We start from the raw sequence: 17,786 nt of genomic DNA on the forward strand, positions 1-17,786 counted from the left end.
GTCGCACCTATACCTTGGAGAAGAGACATGAAAAAGACGGTTGTAGCTTTGCGTACCATCCCCGCCTTGCTGATTCCTCTGGGAATGAGCATGGGAATGGGTCAAGCCCAAGCGGCTGGTTTTAACTTGCTAGAACAGAATGCGAGCGGCCTGGGTAATGCCTACGCGGGCTCGGCCGCCATTGGTGACAATGCCAGCACGATCTACTTCAACCCGGCTGGCATGACCTTGTTGCCCGAGACGAACTTCTCGGCAGGTTTTAACGCGATCAAACCTACGTTCAAGTTCACCGATAAAGGCAGTACCGACCCCCTGGCCTTGACGGGTGGCGCCAGCCGTCCCGCCACCGGCGGTTCGGGTGGTGACGCCGGTAAAGTCGCCGCTGTTCCCAATATTTATCTCTCCCACCAGCTCTCGCCCAAATGGTGGGTGGGTTTGGGTATTGGCGTCCCGTTTGGTCTGACGACTGAATACGACGAAGGCTGGGTTGGCCGTTACCACTCCGAAAAGTTCGCCATTGAAACCATCAACGTCAACCCGTCGGTAGCCTACAAGGTCAACGATCAGCTGTCCTTCGGTGTGGGTGTGAACTGGCTGCACATCGACGCAGACTATCGTCTGGCAACACCCGTTGGTTACCATCCCGCACTGGGCCCACTGGACATGAGTACCCGCGTCAAGATGAAAGGCGATGCTTGGGGTTGGAACGCTGGTTTGCTCTATCAAATTACCCCCAGCACTCGACTGGGCGTCTCCTATCGCTCGCAAATCAAGGTCACGGCTGACGGCGATACCAAATTGCGCAATCGCAACATCCCTGCCGGCATTCCCGCTCCCAACATCAACTGGGATGCCGAAGCCACCATCAAGCTACCTGACACCGCCATTGTCAGCTTGGTACACGACTTGAACTCGCGCTGGCAACTGCTGGCCGACGTGTCCTGGACAGGCTGGAGCAGCATTCCACGCCTGACCATTGAAAACAGCGGCCCCGGCGCCAAAGATTCCGGCCTGGAGTTGAAATTCAAGGACGCTTGGCGTGTCGCCTTCGGTGCCAACTACCACTACAACGAACAATGGACGTTCAAGGGTGGTGTAGCGTGGGACCAATCGCCCGTACGCGACAAGAACTACCGTCCAACCGCCCTGCCTGACAGCGACCGTTACTGGGTTTCCCTGGGTGCCCAATACCGTCCCAGCAAAAACGCCACGTGGGACATCGGCTACACCCACTTGTTCCTGAAAAACACCGATATGAATAACAACACCGATGTCGGCGCTCGTGGTTTGACACGCGGTACCTACAAAAACAGTGGTGACATTCTGGGCGTGCAGTTCAGCTATCGCTTCTAAGGATGCATTATGGCCCGCAGTCGCCGCATGGAGCTGCTCGCACGCCTGCCCCCCGCATGGCGTGCCCGCTTTTTGCAGCTGGGCTTTAACTGGCACCCCGCCTTCCGGGCAACCGGCGGGCGGGTCCACAAAGTTTCAGCGAACTTGCAACACATCGTCGTACGCCTGCCATTGCGTCGACGCACTCGCAACATCAATGGTTCTTTATTTGGTGGTTCCCTGTTTGCCATCACCGACGGCGTGCACGCCACGATGCTTCTGGCTGGCTTGCAACGTCATGTCATTGTCTGGGACAAGAATGCAGAGATTCAGTATCGCCGTCCAGGCTACCAGACACTGTATGCCAACTTTCAAATCAATCCAGACGAACTGGACGCCATACGAGGACAGCTAGACCAATACCACGAGGCTGAAGCCACATTTACCGTGCAGATCCAGGACCCTGAAGGCCAGATCTACACCACGGTGGAACGCACCATCTATATTGCCGACGCCCACTTCTACCAGCAGAAATCACAATCACGCTAATTTGTCGGAGGATCGCTTCATGTTCACCCCCCGCTGTGCCGCCCTGATTTTAAGTCTGTCCCTAGGGCTAACCGCCGCTCAGGCGGCTACTGTTGCAAATGTCACCGTACCAGACATGGTCACCGTCCAGCAGCAAAGCCTGAAACTGAATGGGGCAGGCCTGCGTAAGAAAGTTGTTTTTAATGTGTACGTTGCCGCCCTATATACCGCGTCTCCTTCCCAGGATGCCGACACCATCATCCAGGCTCCCGGCCCGCATCAAGTACGGATGGTTCTTAAACGCGACCTGGACGCCCAAACCCTGATCGATGCCCTGAAAGACGGCATTCACAGCAACCTGACGGATCCAGAAAAACAGGAATTGGCCCCCGTTATCAAGCAATTTGAAGACTTGATGCGGCAAGTTGGCCAAGCCAAAGAAGGCGACATCATCGTGCTGGACATGAATACCCCCCAGGTCACGATTCTGTTTAACGACAAGGTTTTAGGTCAGCTCTCCCACCCTAATCTGCCCCCTGCTTTGTTGAAAATCTGGTTAGGCAAAAAACCTGCCCAAGAATCGCTCAAAAAGGCCCTGCTGGGATTGTCTTGAACCTACTCGCCCTGGAGCGCTTCATGGATAAAGTCTGGCTGCAGAACTACCCCGCCGGTATTCCTGCCACTATCGAAGATCAGGCCCAGCAGTACTCGTCCTTGCTGGATGTATTTGAACAAAGCTGCACCGAGTTCGCACAGCGCACGGCCTACATCAGTATGGGTAAACACATGAGCTACCGCGAACTGTCGGCCAATGCCTTGGCCCTGGCCAGTTGGCTGCAAAGCCAAGGCGTGAAAAAAGGTGACCGCATCGCCTTGATGATGCCCAATATGCTGCAATACCCCATCAGCCTGTATGGGGTGTTGCGCAGTGGGGCCACCATCATCAACACCAACCCGCTGTATACCGCCCGTGAGCTGCGTCACCAGTTGCAAGACAGCGGTGCTGAAACCATCATCATTGCGGAAAATTTTGCCCACGTGCTGCAAGAGGTTTTACACGAAACACCTATCAAGCGAATCATTGTGACCAGCGTGGGCGATTGCCTGGGTGGCTTCAAAGGCTGGCTGGTCAATCAGGTGGTGCGCCACATTAAAAAAGGCGTGCCTGCCTGGTCCTTGCCTAACTCCGTCTCGTTCAAGACGGTGCTGGCACAAGGGCGCGGCCGCGCACCTGCTCCCGTCACACTGACCCACGATGACATTGCCTGCCTGCAATACACGGGGGGCACCACGGGCGTGGCCAAAGGGGCCATCCTGACCCACGGCAATCTGGTCTCAAACCTGAGCCAGGCTCTGGCCTGGATTCGCCCCAATCTGAAAGAAGGCCAGATCGACTGCATTGTCACTGCTTTGCCGCTCTACCATATCTTCGCCTTCACCGCGAACCTGCTGGTATTCCTGCGCCTGGGCGCAGAAAACCTGCTGATCATCAATGCTCGCGACATTCCGGCCATGATCAAGGACATGTCCAAAATACGGTTTACCGCCATTACCGGGGTGAACACCTTGTTCAATGCCATGCTGAACAATGCCGAATTCCGTAAGCTGGATTTCTCCTCCCTGCGCTTTACACTGGGCGGCGGCATGGCGGTGCAGGAAGTGGTCGCCCAGCGCTGGCTGGAGGCTACAGGCAAACCTTTGGCCCAGGCGTATGGTCTGACTGAGACCTCCCCCGCTGCCACCATCAATCCGCTGGATAAACAAGAGTTCACCGGCTCCATTGGTCTGCCCATCCCATCGACCGACATACGCATACGCGACGAAGACCAAAACGACTTGCCCCTGGGCGAGACGGGCGAGTTGTGCATTCGTGGTCCGCAAGTCACCCCGGGTTACTGGCAGCGCCCCGATGAAACCGCCAAGGTTTTTGATCGCGATGGTTTTTTACGCACGGGCGATATCGGCTATATGGACGAGCAAGGCTATGTCTTCCTGCTGGATCGCAAAAAGGACATGATTCTGGTCTCGGGCTTTAACGTCTATCCCAATGAAGTCGAAGCCGTGGCTGCCCAGCATCCGGATATTGTCGAGGCCGCTGCCGTCGGTGTTCCCGATGAAAAAGCAGGTGAAGTCGTCAAACTGTATGTCATCAGCCGTAATCCTGACCTGACAGAACAAGACGTGATCGCCTTTTGCCGCAAGAACCTGACCGGCTACAAGGCCCCACGCAGTGTCGAATTCCGTGACGATTTGCCGCGTACCAATGTGGGCAAAATCCTGCGTCGGGAGCTGCGTCCGTAGCACGTCTGGTGCACACGCTTAGACCAGGATGAAAGGGGCTTATGCCCCTTTTTCATTAACCGACGTATTCATAAACAAATAAGAATCGGATCGTTCGTCGCCCTGATACCGCTCTTTAGAATGGGACAAACTATTGATATAAGCGAGTGTCAGAATGCACGCCCTGTCCCGCCTCTCGGAGGCCAATCGCACCGCGATTGCCCACATTACCGACGAGCTCGATCCGCTTTCCCTGAACTGGCTATCCGGCTATCTCGCTGGTGTCGCTCAAGTACGCCACACCGGCCTTCCCGCTCAAGCGCCTGTTTCCCCTGAACTGTCTTTGGTGCCCGCCGCCGCTGCGCCCGCCCAACGACCTGCCACCATTGTGTTTGGCAGTCAGACAGGCAATGCCCAACGCGTCGCCGAAGCCTTTGCCCAACGCTGCGAAGCCGCCGGTATCCCCGTGCGCCTGCTGCGCGCCGACCGTTACCCCACGCGCGAGCTGAAAGAAGAGCATCTGCTGTACGTCATTATCAGCACCCAGGGTGAAGGCGATCCGCCAGACGACTCCATCGCGTTCTTCGAATTCCTGTCCGGTGCCCGTGCTCCCAAACTGCCCGAGCTGAAATTCGGTGTGTTGGGCTTGGGTGATTCCAGCTACCCCCTGTTCTGTGGGATCGCGGAAAAGATTGATCAACGTCTGCTGGCTCTGGGTGCGGAACGCATTCTGGACGCAGGCCTGGCCGATCTGGATATTGATACCGTTGCCGCCCCCTGGCAAGACAAGGCCTTCGGTTTTCTGGAAACGGATCACCAGGCTCACGCTGCGGCAACAGTTCCTGCCGCCCAGTCCAGCAACGTTACAGTGCTGGAAACCCAGACTCGCAGCACCTTCACTCGCGACAATCCCTTTCAGGCCACCGTACTGCAAAGCCAAAGCATTACGGGCCGTGATAGCACCCGCAATATCTATCACTACGAGTTGTCGCTGGAAGGCAGTGGCCTGAAGTATCAGCCCGGTGATGCACTCGGTGTTTGGCCTACTCAAAATGCCAAGCTGGTCGACGCGGTCATTCAGACTTTGAAACTGGACCCACAAGAGACCGTCACCATTCAGGACAAGTCGCATACGCTGCAAGCGTGGCTTAGCCACTACCGTGAGCTGACACAACTGACCAAGCCTTTCCTGGTGGAACTGGCCATGCGCAACAACGATGCCGTGCTGCAAACCGCTGTAGGTCCGGATGGTTTGAGCACCTTGCAAGAGCTGCTAAAGACTCATCAAGTGCTGGACGTACTGGAACGCTTCCCGGCCACCTGGAGCGCTGCCGAGCTGGTGCAAGCCTTGCGCCCCCTGGCACCCCGCATGTACTCCATCGCCTCCAGCCAGTCCGAGGTAGATGAAGAAGTGCATCTGACCGTGGCCAATGTGCACTACCAGTTCAATGAACAAGATCGTTGGGGCGTGGCTTCCGACTATCTGGCCCGCCTGAACGAAGGCGATACCGTGCCGGTGTTTATCGACCCCAACACACGTTTCCGCCTGCCTGAAGACAGCAACCGTGACGTGATCATGATTGGTCCCGGCACCGGCGTGGCCCCCTTCCGTGCCTTTGTACAAGAGCGCAGCGTTCAAGGTGGCGAAGGTCGCAACTGGCTGTTCTTTGGCAACCCGCACTTTCACTCCGACTTCCTCTACCAGACCGAATGGCAACGCGCCTTGCAAGACGGCCAGTTGCAACACCTGGATCTGGCCTTCTCGCGCGATCAGGAAAACAAGGTTTACGTCCAGCACCGCTTGCTGGAAAAAGCAGCCGATGTTTACGCCTGGATTCAGGGCGGCGCCCACATTTATGTATGCGGTGATGCCAATCAAATGGCCAAGGACGTACACCAGACCCTGCAGGAAATCGCCCGCCAGGAAGGTGGATTGGACGCAGACCAGGCACGACGCTGGTTGGAAGAACTCTCGGCGCAGGGCCGCTACGCCCGCGACGTTTACTGAGAAGCAAGAACATGACAACTAAGAAAATCGCCGCTATCGAGCAAGTCAAAATTGATAGCCGCTATCTGCGCGGGGGCATCACCGAAGGTCTGGCCGACCCCATTACCGGCGCCATCAGTGAAGACGACAACAAGCTGCTGAAGTTTCACGGCAGCTATCAGCAAGACGACCGCGACCAACGCGAAGAGCGTCGCAAACAAAAGCTGGAACCGGCGTTCAGCTTCATGATTCGCGCCCGCTTGCCCGGTGGTGTGGTCACGCCCGCCCAGTGGTTGGCCTTTGACCAGATCGCCTGTGACTGGGCCCAGTTTGGCCTGCGCATCACCACCCGTCAGACCTTTCAATGGCACGGCGTGCGCAAGCCCTTTTTAAAACCCACCCTGCAAGCCATTAACAAGGCCATGTCCACGACATTGGCTACCTGCGGCGACGTGAACCGTCAGGTGGTCAGCGCCACCAATCCCTTGCTGTCCGAACAGCACGGTCTGGTTCAAGAGTGGGCTGACAAGATTTCCGAAACCTTCTTGCCCAAAACCCGCGCCTATGCCGAGATCTGGCTGGACGGCAAAAAAGTCGAAGACGCCATTGATGGCGAAGACTTTGAACCGATTTACGGCAAAACGTACCTACCCCGCAAATTCAAGATCGGTATTGCCGTGCCTCCCTTAAATGATGTGGACGTATTTGCGCAGGACATCGGCCTGATCGCGATTATTGAAAACAACCAGTTGCTGGGCTTTAACGTCGCCATTGGCGGCGGCATGGGTGCCACTCATGGCGACGACACCACCTACCCTCGACTGGGCAGTGTGATCGGCTTTGTGCGCCCCGAGCAACTGCTGGCCGTTTGCGAAGCCGTTATCACCACGCAACGCGACCACGGCAACCGCGACGAACGCCGTCATGCCCGCCTGAAATACACCGTGGATAAGTTGGGTGTGGACTGGTTCCTGGAAGAAGTGCAAAACCGCAGTGGCCAAACGCTGGAGCCTTCGCGCCCCTATCACTTTGACCACAATGGCGACCGCTTCGGCTGGACCCAAGGCAGCAATGGCCGCTGGCACCTGAGCCTGCGTATCGATTCGGGCCGCATCATGGATACCGAAGTCGGTCCCTGGCTGACGGGTATGCGTGAAATTGCCAAGATTCACCAAGGGCAGTTCCGCCTGACCTGCAACCAGAACCTGATCATTGCCGATGTGCCTGAAGAAGATAAGGCCAAGATCGACAAGCTGGTCGCCGATCACAAGCTGGATGTGTACCAGACACAAAGCGGCATACGCAGCAGCACGATTGCCTGTGTTTCTCTGCCAACCTGCGGTCTGGCCATGGCCGAGAGCGAACGCTACGCCCCCATCCTGCTGCCCAAGCTGGAAACCTTGCTGCACAAGTATCAACTGCGTGACGAACGCATTGTGCTGCGTATTTCCGGCTGCCCCAACGGCTGCGCCCGTCCTTACCTGGGTGAAATCGCTCTGGTGGGCCGTGCTCTGGGTCGCTATGACTTGCGTTTGGGGGCGAACTTCAGCGGCGAACGCCTGAACGTCATCTACCGCCAGAATATAGATGAACCTGAGATTCTAAGCATTCTGGACGAGCTGTTTGGCCGCTTTGCGGCCGAGCGTCTGGAAGGTGAACATTTTGGTGATTTCCTGGTTCGCGCTGGCGTCGTTGCCGAGCCTTCAAGCCGCTTGATTCCTTTGGTTTTACAACCGGCCTGATATGAACCTTTTTCCTTTATTCGCCAACTTGAAGCAGCGCGCCGTACTGGTGATCGGCGGTGGAGAAATCGCCGAACGCAAAGTACGTCTGGTTCTGGCTGCCGGTGCCCAGGTGACACTGGTCGCCCCCTATGTAGTGGACAGTCTGCAAGAGCTGGCCGAACAAGGGCGCATCACCCTGATTCGGGAGCGCTATCAGGCCCCACATCTGCGAGGGGCCTGGCTGATTATTGCCGCCACTGACAAGCGAGACGTAAACCAGGTGATTGCCCAGGACGCACAAGAAGCGCGCATTCTGGTCAATGTGGTGGACGACCCCGAATTATCCAGTTTTCAGGTACCTGCCATTGTGGATCGCTCACCGCTGATTATTGCGATTTCCTCAGCGGGATCAGCCCCCATGTTGGCACGGCGAGTACGGGAGCAATTGGAAACCATGTTGGACCACAGCCTGGGTGCGATCAGCCGTCTGGCACAGGAGTACCGCAGTGCCATTCGACGCGCCCGCCCCGAGCTGGGTGCGCGCCGCCGTTTCTACGACTGGCTGCTGGATGGCCCGGTGGGTGCAGCACTACGCAGCCACCAGAATGAACAGGCACGCCTTAGCCTGGAAAGCGCACTGCAACAGCCTGAATCGCCCCGTGCCACACAAGGCCGTGTGATTCTGGTGGGAGCCGGTCCTGGAGATCCTGGTCTGCTGACGCTGCACGCCTTGCGCGCACTGAATCGTGCCGATGTAATTCTGTACGATAGACTGGTATCCGATCAGGTAATGGAGCTGGCCCGTCGCGATGCGCACCGCATTTTTGTCGGCAAACAGTTGGGCGAAGACCATCATCAAACTCAGAACCGTATTCATCAGCTGATGATTGAACACGCTCGCGCCGGTCAAACCGTGGTGCGCCTGAAAGGCGGCGATGGCTTTATTTTTGGTCGCGGCGGTGAAGAGCTGGAATATCTGGCTAAGCACGGTATCGCGTTTGAAGTAGTGCCCGGTATCACGGCTGCCATCGCATGCGCGGCTTACAGCGGCATTCCCCTGACACACCGCGATCACGCCCAGTCCGTGCAGTTCGTGACAGCACACCGCAAAAGCGGTCACGGTATCGACGATTGGAACCCGCTGCTCGATACCAGCCAGACAGTGGCTGTGTACATGGGTTTGCAGCAAATCCTGGGCTTTAGCCATGAGCTGGTGCAGCGTGGCCGTAGTGCCACTACGCCCTGCGCCTTGATTGAAAATGGCTCGCGCCCTGAACAGCGCACCTTGCTGTCCACACTGGAGAACATCGCCCAGGATGCACAGCAACACCAGTTTGCCAGCCCCTGCATTTTGGTAATTGGCCAGGTTGCAACCTTGGGCACGACTTTGTCCTGGTATGGCGAGTTGATTGATCAGCTCAGTCCACGTGCCGCGATTGAACAGGATGCGGATAGTACGCTAGTCGCTGCCTGAACCCGCCGTCCCTAGAGTAATAGCTGCACCAAGATGAACATGAAAAGGCCCTCAACATGTCTTGTTGAGGGCCTTTCTATTCGGTATTCCGGTGCTTCTGCAACAGCCGCCAGACACGCACACCACCGTTAACGAGCGATGCAGCAAAAGTGTGAAACGGCAGGTTCCGTGGTCATTTTCCTACCCTGCACTTCTTGAAAGCACTGAGCAGTCAACTGCCTCACCCTCCATGAGGTCGAAGGGCAAGCGTATGTTTTTAACGCTGTCCAAAAGCCGCAAACAAGGCTCGCAAAGCACTATCCAGCAGATAGCCAATCAGACCAATCAGGACAATTACGGCCATCAATTCGGAATACGCCATGCGATCACGCGTATCCAGAATCAGGTAACCCAAACCGGCTGATACGCCCAGCATTTCACAAGGCACCAGCACAATCCATAAGACACCAATCGCCAGTCGGCTACCTGTCAGCACCGAGCCAACAATGCCGGGCAGAATCAAATACAAAAGCGTTTCCAACTTGGTGGCTGCCAGACTGCGACCCAGCATCAGCCAGCGCGGATTCAAATGACGTACACCCGAAGCCGTATTCAGCAAGACAGGCCAGACACCGGCCACACCCAGCAGAAAATAAATCGGTGCATCCCCAATCCCGAAGGCCATGACGGCAATGGGCATCCATGACAGGGGCGAGATCATGCGCAAGAACTGGAACAAGGGAGTTAAAGCAGCATGAGCCCGATTAGACAGGCCCAGCAGCAAGCCAGCGGGCACGCCGACACCCAAAGAGATCGCCAAGCCTACAAAAATACGCTGCAAGCTGGCACCGACGTGCATCCAGGTCTCCGACCAGCCCAGTATTTCCAGCAGGCTATTAAACGCGGCTGCAGGCCCAAACTGTTGCATCAAGGGGCTGCTGGACCAGACTGTGGCCAAGTACCACAGCACGACTCCCGCCAACAAACCGCCCAAACCCCACAGGGTGCTGGCAATCCAGGCATTCATTTTGGGGCGTCGCAAAGACGCAGCCGATCGCGGCTCGGACTGCGTCACAGGCGTCGCACGGGAAGAAGTAGCAGACGCGCTCAAACTCATACAACAATGCTCTCGTTGCGGGTGTACTGCTCGGACAAGCCAAACTGCGCCAGGCCACCCTGCTTTTCCAAAGCGGCACGCACAAAACGATCATCCACCAGATCACTGGCTACGTGTTCAGGAGACAATCCTTCCAGAAAACCACGCTCGCCCTGGATCAAGGTCCCTTGCAGCATTTTCACCAAAGACTCGGTGTAGCTGGGGAAGGGATAGGGTTGAAAATCAATGCGCTGGTCGTCCCAGTCCGGGTGACGAATCACACCAGACTTCACGTATTGAGCGCGATCAGCCGGATCCGGGGACAGCACTTTCAAAAGATTTTCCTGAGTGTGCGGGGTATAACGGTTGCCTCCTTCACGCGACAGGATTTGAGCAGCCTCGACACGGTTGCTCCGTATCCAGATCTGCGCCTTGACCAGACCCTCCACCACACCTTGCGACCATTGGGGACGAGTCTGCAAATCCTGCTCGTGCATGAAGGCCACGCAACAGGCGTGATCGCGCCAAACGTCGCCGGTAAAACGCAAAATGCGGCCCATTCCCTGGGTTTCTGCCAAGGCATTGAAGGGTTCAGCTACGGTAAAACCGGCAATCCGCCCCGACGCCAAAGCCGGGGGCATATCGGCAGGAGCCATCACCACCAGATTGACCTCGTTGGCAGCCAAGGCAGCGGAATTTTTCACCACCGGCGTCAGGCCATGTGCTTTGAGCACATGCTGCAAGACCACGTTATGAATGGAATACCAGAAAGGAATGGCCACCGTCTGCCCACCCAATTGTTCGGCCGAGCTGATGTTCTGCGCCACCGTGATGGCAGAGCCACTCATGTGATTCCAGGCCACCACTTTGGCAGGCACTTTGCTACCGTAGCGCGCCCACACTGTCATGGGCGAGAGCAAGTGGACCAGGTTGACTTGACCAGAGATAAAGGCCTCAACCAGTTGCGCCCAGCTGCGCACCATCACGGGTTTCTCAACCGCAATGCCTGCTTGTTCAAAGTATCCATTGTGATGTGCCACCAACATGGCGGTAGCATCAGTAATCGGCAAATAGCCGATACGCAAAGGCGCGTTCGACTCGCTTTGTGCACGGGCAGCGCCTTGAGCCAGCAAGGGCGCGGCTCCCGCTACCGTCAGCAAGGACGCCAGTTTCAGCAAGTCGCGACGGGTACGAGACGTAGGAGATTCAATCATAAAGAGCACCTTACGAAACAGAGGCGTGAACCGCCTGGGAGAGGCTTTGCTCCAGATTGGCCACAATTTCCAGGCGTATGGTCTGAAGCCAGTTGTCCAGATGAGATCGGGGATGGGCCGGGCAGCTCCATTCCCGCTGCAAACTGGCAGGACGGCCCCCTAAAAGCAGGGCACGGTCTGCCAGCAAGAGCGCCTCATCAATATCGTGAGTGACCAGCACAATGGCGCAGCCGGTCTGATCGCGTATCGACAGAATCAGCTCTTGCATCTGACGGCGGGTCACCTCGTCCAGCGCACCAAAAGGCTCATCCATCAACAAGACTTGCGGACGTCGAGCCAGACAACGCGCAATGGCAACACGCTGTGCCATCCCGCCCGACAAGGCACCGGGACGCTGGTGGCGGCTTTCATATAAACCGACCTGACGCAGCGCCTGTTCAACGCGCTGGCGGCGCTCTGCGGCGGATACGCAAGGCTGACGAGCAAAGCCCAAACCAAAGCCGGTATTGGCCTGCACATTCAGCCACGGCAAGAGAATGGCTTCTTGAAAAGCCATAGCCAAAGCAGGATGAACTCCACGTACGGCCTGTCCCAAAAAAGACACCTCACCCAGTGTGGGAGTCTGCAAACCGGCCAGGACTCGCAACAAGGAGGACTTGCCGACTCCACTAGGCCCCAGCAACGCCACGATCTCACCCGCAGCCACATTCAAGTCCAGGTTCTGCAAGATAGTCTGGCCACCGTAGGCCAGGCTGATCCCCCGTGCGGACAAAAGCCCGGCCTCTTCAGAATCGGTATGCAGGGGGGCGGCGGAATTCATACAGCATCCTGCCCAAGTTCAGCTTTCAGTTGCGCCACGGTGGGCGAAATCAAAGGCACCAGCATGGCTTCCCGATAACGGCGCAACAATTGGGGATGCTTGCCTTGCATATAGGTCGCCCCACCAATGGCGGAGCTTTCCAAAGCCACGGCCTGCGACGCCAGACTGCTTAACTCGATACGGACGTTGAACAGATCAGGCGGCGTAGCCGAGCCGGGTTTACGTACGGCATCAACCAGCACATCCGACAATTCCTGCACACGATCCAGCAAGCGGCGGGCGGGCTGTTCCTGCACCCATTGGCAGCGTGGCGCCGCCAGCACTTGCTTCAAGGAACGACGTGCCAGCCCCATGGCCATGCCGCATTGCAGTGCCATGAAACGAGGGCGCACCGAGCGCACAAAGTGACCCGCATCGGGATGCAGCAAACGCTCCTGTCCCAGACGCACGGTATTGAACGTCAAGGCTGCGGTATTGCTGCCACGCAGTCCGACCAGATCCAGATCCGCCGAACGCTCCAATCCTGGATCGCCCAGCTCTGCCACCCAAATGCCGGCCTGATCCTCGGGCATGGCGGCCACAATGGCGACCAGGCAATGATCGGGGCGCAGATTAGTAATCCAGGGCAAACGGCCTTCAAACTGCCATTGCCCTTGTTCGGGCTGGGCACGCACTTGCAGCTCTTCAATACCACCCAAAAACTTGATGGCATTGGACAGGCCCGTCGCACCGGCAATACTGCCGTCCAGCAAACCCGGCAAATAGCGCTCACGCATGGCAGGGTCCTGAACGTCGCGCAGGTATTCAATGAACGTACGCTGGCTCCACAGGACAAAACCCGCTGTCAGCGAATGCTCGGCCACTTCCACGATAGATTGAACGGCATCACCGAAGTCAGAAAAGTCTGCTTTCAGGCCCAGACCCAACAAACCGTCTTGTGCCAGGCGAGGCAGCAAGGCCTGTGCCTGGGACGCATCGCTGTCCAGTGACAGGGCATGCTCTTCCAGCCACTGTGCCAAGCCGCGCGACAAAACAGGACGCTCTGAGGCCAGCGCAGGCTGCTCAGCACGCTTTAGGGCGTTTCCCATGCGTAGGCCTCCAGCTGGCTATTGAGCGGCGTACGGGCCAGATTATTGGCAAAGTTGCAGATCGTCGCCAAACCAATGCCGGTAATCACTTCCAACGCCTGCTGGTCACCGTAACCGGCTGCGCGGAAATCGGCCAGAGCCTGATCCGACACCTGACCACGGGTATCAATCACCGCACGGCTAAACAAAGCCAGAGCCTGCAGGCGCTCGTCGTTGATCTGGTCAAAGCCACGCGCACGCAAGGCAGCCAGGATTTCCGGGTCCAGCTTGGCTTTATTGGTCGCAATGGCGGTGTGACCGGCCACGCAGAAGCGGCAACCATGAGTGGTGCCAGCGACCAGTTGCACCACCTCGCGCTCGACCAGCGACAGGCTGGCGGTGGCGTTCAGGGCGGACATATCCTGATAGGCTTGCAAGGCAACGGGCGCATTGGCCAAAATAGCCAGCAGATTGGACAAAAAGCCGCTACCACGTACCGCTTTTTCAAGGGCTGGTTTGACCACCTCTGGTGCGGAGTCCACAGTATGCAAGGTTAAGCGGGTCATGATGGCGACAATTCCTTAGTTAATCCGAGAAGGTTTCATTGTCGATTGCCTGACGCCTTATCTCCATGTGCGAACATAGCGGTATTCATATTAAAAATATCCACGAAAAGAAATAAGCATATTTTCTGCATGAGCCACTCTGCCTTTCCTGACAGCCATTGCGCCGTTGATTCCAAAGACACCGGACACCCTGTGGAGGATCTGCTCTTGTCCGGGCTGGAGATCTCCGCCAGCCTGTTTCACTTGGGGCAATACTGCAATCAATGGGAAAGCAGCTTGCACGGACATCAACGGGCAGGCTTTCATGTGGTCTTGCATGGGCCGTGCTGGCTACATATTCAGCATCAGGAAGCCTTGGCCTTGCAGGCGGGTGATGCGGTGTTCTTCTTGCGTGATGTGCCCCATCGCCTAAGCTCTTCACCCACGCCGCCGAACTGGAATGTGGCCATACAGCGGCAAGCCATGCAGAATCTGGAGCCACAAGTGCCACAGAGCACGGGCTTGCTCTGTGGCTTCCTGGATCTAGGCCGTGGTTTGAGCGAGTTGCTACTGGCAACGGTGCCGGATGTCTTGCTGATTGATGGTTCGCAGGCGGATGCGGATTCGGGGCGTCCCTTGCTGGACTTGATTCAGGCCGAGATGCGACGTCAGCCACAAGCTAATTCCAGCCTGCTGGAGAAGCTGGTGGAGCTGTTGTTGTTCTATACCTTGCGTCAGCAAATCGGGCAGGCACCCGCCCACGGAGCCCTGCCTGCCGGCTTGATTCATCTGGCTAGCGATCCTGCGTTTGGTGGCTTGATCGAGCAACTACTGCGTGAGCCTGCCAAAGCCTGGTCGGTGGACGATATGGCCGCCTACCTGAATATGTCACGCGCGGCCTTTCACCGACGCTTTACCCTGCTCTGCGGGATGGCACCGGCCCAGGTTCTGTTGCAGCTACGCATGCAGTTGGCCAAACGCCAGTTGGAGCAAGGGCTGACCATGGAGCAGATTGCCGAACGTATCGGCTACAGCTCTGCAGCAGCCTTTAGCGCTGCGTTCAGGCGCAGTGTCGGTGTCAGCCCGGCACAATGGCGCAAACAGGAACCACGTGGCTAAGTCTCGAGTACGACTTACGGCGGCAACTAGCCTCTGTTTTCAGCCCAATCATCCACGCGGGTAAATGGCTCGAACCAGAGGGTCGAGTCAATGTCCTGTGCAAGATGCCCTGCTGCCCAGGCAGGAGTGAATCCCACGGGCACTCAAAAACACACGCTAGTTCCAGCCTTCATGCCAGCACCACGCACACCATACGGTCATCCTGATCTTCCAGCACTCGTCGGCAAACAGCCGGGCATAAAAAAACCCCAATCTGTAAACAGATCGGGGTTTTTTGACTTACCAGAGCCAGACCGGAGCCTGGCATCTGAGCAAGCGTTTAGATCACGCGGGCTGCTTCGATCAAACGCACAACAGTCCAGGACTTGCTGCGGCTGATAGGACGACCTTCGGTAATCTCAACGGTATCGCCTTCGTTGCACTGGTTGGTCTCGTCATGCGCTTTGTACTTATTGGAGCGCACGATGATCTTGCCATACAAAGGATGTTTAACGCGGCGTTCAACCAGAACGACGACAGTTTTGTCCATCTTGTTGCTGACAACTTGACCGATCAGGGTACGTTGACGTTTTTCGGTAGTTTGAGTTTCGCTCATCTTACTTTCCTGCGGTCTCAGCCATGACAGTACGGACGCGAGCGATGTCGCGACGTACTTTGCCCAATTGGCTGGTGTTGGAAAGCTGTTGAGTAGCACGCTGCATGCGCAGGTTAAATTGTGCTTTCAACAGGCTCTCGAGCTCTTTCTGGAGCTCGGCGGCATCTTTAGTACGGAGTTCGCTGGCTTTCATGACGTCTCCTTAAGCACCGATCTGACGCGTTACGAACGTCGTCGAGATAGGCAGCTTGGCAGCGGCCAGACGGAATGCCTCGCGTGCCAGCTCTTCGCTAACACCTTCCATTTCGTACAGGACCTTGCCTGGTTGAATCTCAGCGACCCAGAACTCTGGATTACCCTTACCGTTACCCATACGAACTTCGGCAGGTTTCTGCGAAATTGGCTTATCGGGGAAGATACGGATCCAGATGCGGCCACCACGTTTGATGTGACGGTTAATTGCACGACGTGCTGCTTCAATCTGGCGAGCAGTCAGACGGCCACGGTCAGTGGCTTTCAGACCAAATTCGCCAAACGAAACTTGCGCACCGCGAGTTGCCAGACCGGTATTACGGCCTTTGTGCTCTTTGCGGTACTTTCTGCGAGAAGGTTGCAGCATGTTTTATTCTCCTTCGGACGCAGCAGGAGCAGCGTCTTTACGAGGACCGCGGCCACGACCACCTGGACGGCGGTTTTCAGGGCGGTCACCACGTGGACGACGTGGGCGGCGCTCTTCAGGGGCTACGGTGTCAACAGGCATTTCGCCGTTAGGCAGCATGTCGCCCTTGTAGACCCAGACCTTGATACCGATGATCCCGTACGTCGTGTGCGCTTCGGAAGTGCCGTAATCGATGTTAGCGCGCAGGGTGTGCAGAGGCACACGGCCTTCGCGGTACCATTCGGTACGAGCGATTTCGATGCCGTTCAAGCGACCCGAGCTCATGATCTTGATGCCTTGGGCACCCAGACGCATGGCGTTTTGCATGGAACGCTTCATCGCACGACGGAACATAATGCGCTTTTCCAATTGCTGAGCAATGGAGTCGGCGATCAGTTGAGCGTCGGTTTCAGGTTTGCGAATTTCTTCGATGTTAACGTGCACGGGCACGCCCAACAGTCGCTGCAGGTCAGCCTTCAGGCTTTCGATGTCCTCGCCGCGCTTGCCGATCACTACACCAGGACGAGCCGAGTAAATAGTGATGCGAGCATTTTTGGCAGGACGCTCGATGACCACACGGCCAACGGACGCGCTTTTCAGCTTGCGTTTCAGGTATTCGCGCACACGGATGTCATCAGCCAACATCGTACCGAACTCAGCACCGTCAGCGTACCAACGCGAGCTCCAGTTACGGTTAACAGCCAGGCGGAACCCAATTGGGTGGATTTTCTGTCCCATTGTGACTCCTTAAGCGCCGACTTTGACCACAATGTGGCAAGTCTGCTTCTCAATACGGTTACCGCGGCCTTTGGCTCGTGCAGAAAAACGCTTCAACGACTGAGCCTTGTCCACGTAAATGGAGGTGACTTTCAGTTCGTCGATATCGGCGCCGTCATTGTGCTCAGCGTTGGCAATAGCCGATTCCAGAGCTTTCTTGATGATGCCAGCGGCTTTCTTAGGAGTGAAAGTCAGCGTATTCAGAGCGTGAGCGACGGACTTGCCGCGGACCATGTCCGCAACCAGACGTGCTTTTTGCGCCGAAATATGGACTCCACGAATAATTGCTGTAGTTTCCATCACTTATCTCCGGGCCTTTTTGTCCGCAGCGTGACCCTTGAACGTACGGGTCAAAGCGAACTCGCCGAGCTTGTGGCCAACCATGTTCTCGTTGATGTAAACGGGAATGTGTTGACGGCCATTGTGAACGGCAATCGTCAGCCCAATGAACTCGGGCAGGATGGTAGAGCGGCGCGACCAGGTTTTGATTGGTCGCTTGTCGTTACCCACAACGGCTGCGTCAACCTTTTTGATCAGGTGAGCATCAACGAATGGGCCTTTTTTAATCGAACGTGACATAGTGTTCGCCCC

Annotated in this window: 19 protein-coding genes; 8 read left to right on the forward strand and 11 right to left on the reverse strand. The window is 56.7% G+C overall.

Annotated features, from left to right (window positions below):
• Positions 1-27 precede the first annotated feature (27 nt).
• From OKX01_RS18460 to cysG, 7 genes are all read left to right on the forward strand, one after another.
• Positions 28-1,353 carry an OmpP1/FadL family transporter gene (locus tag OKX01_RS18460; RefSeq protein WP_108728313.1) on the forward strand — a complete coding sequence of 442 codons (1,326 nt, stop codon included), beginning with the start codon at positions 28-30 and terminating at the stop codon, positions 1,351-1,353.
• Between the two features lie 9 nt (positions 1,354-1,362).
• Positions 1,363-1,881 carry a DUF4442 domain-containing protein gene (locus OKX01_RS18465; protein ID WP_094198163.1) on the forward strand — a complete coding sequence of 173 codons (519 nt, stop codon included), beginning with the start codon at positions 1,363-1,365 and terminating at the stop codon, positions 1,879-1,881.
• Between the two features lie 19 nt (positions 1,882-1,900).
• Positions 1,901-2,473: a chalcone isomerase family protein gene (locus OKX01_RS18470; protein ID WP_108728312.1), complete on the forward strand. Its 573-nt coding sequence runs from the start codon at positions 1,901-1,903 to the stop codon at positions 2,471-2,473.
• A gap of 23 nt (positions 2,474-2,496) precedes the next feature.
• Positions 2,497-4,161, forward strand: coding sequence for an AMP-binding protein (locus OKX01_RS18475; protein ID WP_264672232.1), 1,665 nt, complete (start codon positions 2,497-2,499; stop codon positions 4,159-4,161).
• A 154-nt stretch (positions 4,162-4,315) separates the two neighbouring features.
• Positions 4,316-6,148, forward strand: coding sequence for an assimilatory sulfite reductase (NADPH) flavoprotein subunit (locus tag OKX01_RS18480; RefSeq protein WP_264672233.1), 1,833 nt, complete (start codon positions 4,316-4,318; stop codon positions 6,146-6,148).
• 11 nt (positions 6,149-6,159) lie between these two features.
• Positions 6,160-7,869 carry an assimilatory sulfite reductase (NADPH) hemoprotein subunit gene (gene cysI / locus OKX01_RS18485; RefSeq protein WP_125277251.1) on the forward strand — a complete coding sequence of 570 codons (1,710 nt, stop codon included), beginning with the start codon at positions 6,160-6,162 and terminating at the stop codon, positions 7,867-7,869.
• A 1-nt stretch (position 7,870) separates the two neighbouring features.
• Positions 7,871-9,325, forward strand: coding sequence for a siroheme synthase CysG (gene cysG / locus OKX01_RS18490; RefSeq protein WP_264672234.1), 1,455 nt, complete (start codon positions 7,871-7,873; stop codon positions 9,323-9,325).
• 256 nt (positions 9,326-9,581) lie between these two features.
• Here cysG and OKX01_RS18495 read toward each other — a convergent pair whose 3' ends face one another.
• From OKX01_RS18495 to OKX01_RS18515, 5 genes are all read right to left on the reverse strand, one after another.
• On the reverse strand, positions 9,582-10,331 hold the full coding sequence (locus OKX01_RS18495; protein ID WP_264672890.1) for an ABC transporter permease: 750 nt from the start codon (positions 10,329-10,331) through the stop codon (positions 9,582-9,584).
• An 86-nt stretch (positions 10,332-10,417) separates the two neighbouring features.
• Positions 10,418-11,614, reverse strand: a complete 1,197-nt coding sequence (locus OKX01_RS18500; protein WP_264672235.1) for an ABC transporter substrate-binding protein — start codon at positions 11,612-11,614, stop codon at positions 10,418-10,420.
• A gap of 10 nt (positions 11,615-11,624) precedes the next feature.
• Positions 11,625-12,434: an ABC transporter ATP-binding protein gene (locus tag OKX01_RS18505; RefSeq protein WP_094198171.1), complete on the reverse strand. Its 810-nt coding sequence runs from the start codon at positions 12,432-12,434 to the stop codon at positions 11,625-11,627.
• Positions 12,431-13,522, reverse strand: coding sequence for an acyl-CoA dehydrogenase family protein (locus OKX01_RS18510; protein WP_094198172.1), 1,092 nt, complete (start codon positions 13,520-13,522; stop codon positions 12,431-12,433). The genes OKX01_RS18505 and OKX01_RS18510 overlap by 4 nt, the downstream gene beginning before the upstream one ends.
• Positions 13,507-14,067, reverse strand: coding sequence for a carboxymuconolactone decarboxylase family protein (locus tag OKX01_RS18515; RefSeq protein ID WP_094198173.1), 561 nt, complete (start codon positions 14,065-14,067; stop codon positions 13,507-13,509). The genes OKX01_RS18510 and OKX01_RS18515 overlap by 16 nt, the downstream gene beginning before the upstream one ends.
• Positions 14,068-14,196: 129 nt before the next feature.
• On the opposite strand from OKX01_RS18515, the gene OKX01_RS18520 reads away from it, so the two are divergent.
• Positions 14,197-15,165 (forward strand): AraC family transcriptional regulator, encoded by a 969-nt coding sequence (locus OKX01_RS18520; protein ID WP_264672236.1) that lies wholly within the window; start codon positions 14,197-14,199, stop codon positions 15,163-15,165.
• A 319-nt stretch (positions 15,166-15,484) separates the two neighbouring features.
• On the opposite strand, the gene rpsQ is transcribed toward OKX01_RS18520, so the two are convergent.
• From rpsQ to rpsS, 6 genes are read right to left on the reverse strand one after another with little or no spacing between them, the layout of a single operon-like run.
• Positions 15,485-15,760 carry a 30S ribosomal protein S17 gene (gene rpsQ, locus OKX01_RS18525; protein ID WP_094198175.1) on the reverse strand — a complete coding sequence of 92 codons (276 nt, stop codon included), beginning with the start codon at positions 15,758-15,760 and terminating at the stop codon, positions 15,485-15,487.
• A gap of 1 nt (position 15,761) precedes the next feature.
• The gene (gene rpmC, locus OKX01_RS18530) at positions 15,762-15,953 is read right to left on the reverse strand and encodes a 50S ribosomal protein L29 (RefSeq protein ID WP_003803032.1); all 192 of its coding nucleotides are present in this window, start codon (positions 15,951-15,953) and stop codon (positions 15,762-15,764) included.
• A gap of 9 nt (positions 15,954-15,962) precedes the next feature.
• Positions 15,963-16,379 carry a 50S ribosomal protein L16 gene (gene rplP / locus OKX01_RS18535; protein WP_003803033.1) on the reverse strand — a complete coding sequence of 139 codons (417 nt, stop codon included), beginning with the start codon at positions 16,377-16,379 and terminating at the stop codon, positions 15,963-15,965.
• Positions 16,380-16,382: 3 nt separating this feature from the next.
• On the reverse strand, positions 16,383-17,156 hold the full coding sequence (gene rpsC / locus OKX01_RS18540; RefSeq protein WP_003803035.1) for a 30S ribosomal protein S3: 774 nt from the start codon (positions 17,154-17,156) through the stop codon (positions 16,383-16,385).
• A 9-nt stretch (positions 17,157-17,165) separates the two neighbouring features.
• Complete coding sequence (rplV, locus tag OKX01_RS18545; RefSeq protein ID WP_009462426.1) at positions 17,166-17,495, reverse strand: 50S ribosomal protein L22; 330 nt, start codon at positions 17,493-17,495, stop codon at positions 17,166-17,168.
• Positions 17,496-17,498: 3 nt separating this feature from the next.
• Positions 17,499-17,774, reverse strand: coding sequence for a 30S ribosomal protein S19 (gene rpsS / locus OKX01_RS18550; RefSeq protein WP_003803039.1), 276 nt, complete (start codon positions 17,772-17,774; stop codon positions 17,499-17,501).
• Positions 17,775-17,786: the final 12 nt, after the last annotated feature.

Source organism: Alcaligenes sp. SMD-FA (assembly GCF_025960365.1).
In the GTDB taxonomy this organism is placed as follows: Bacteria; Pseudomonadota; Gammaproteobacteria; order Burkholderiales; family Burkholderiaceae_B; genus Alcaligenes; species Alcaligenes aquatilis.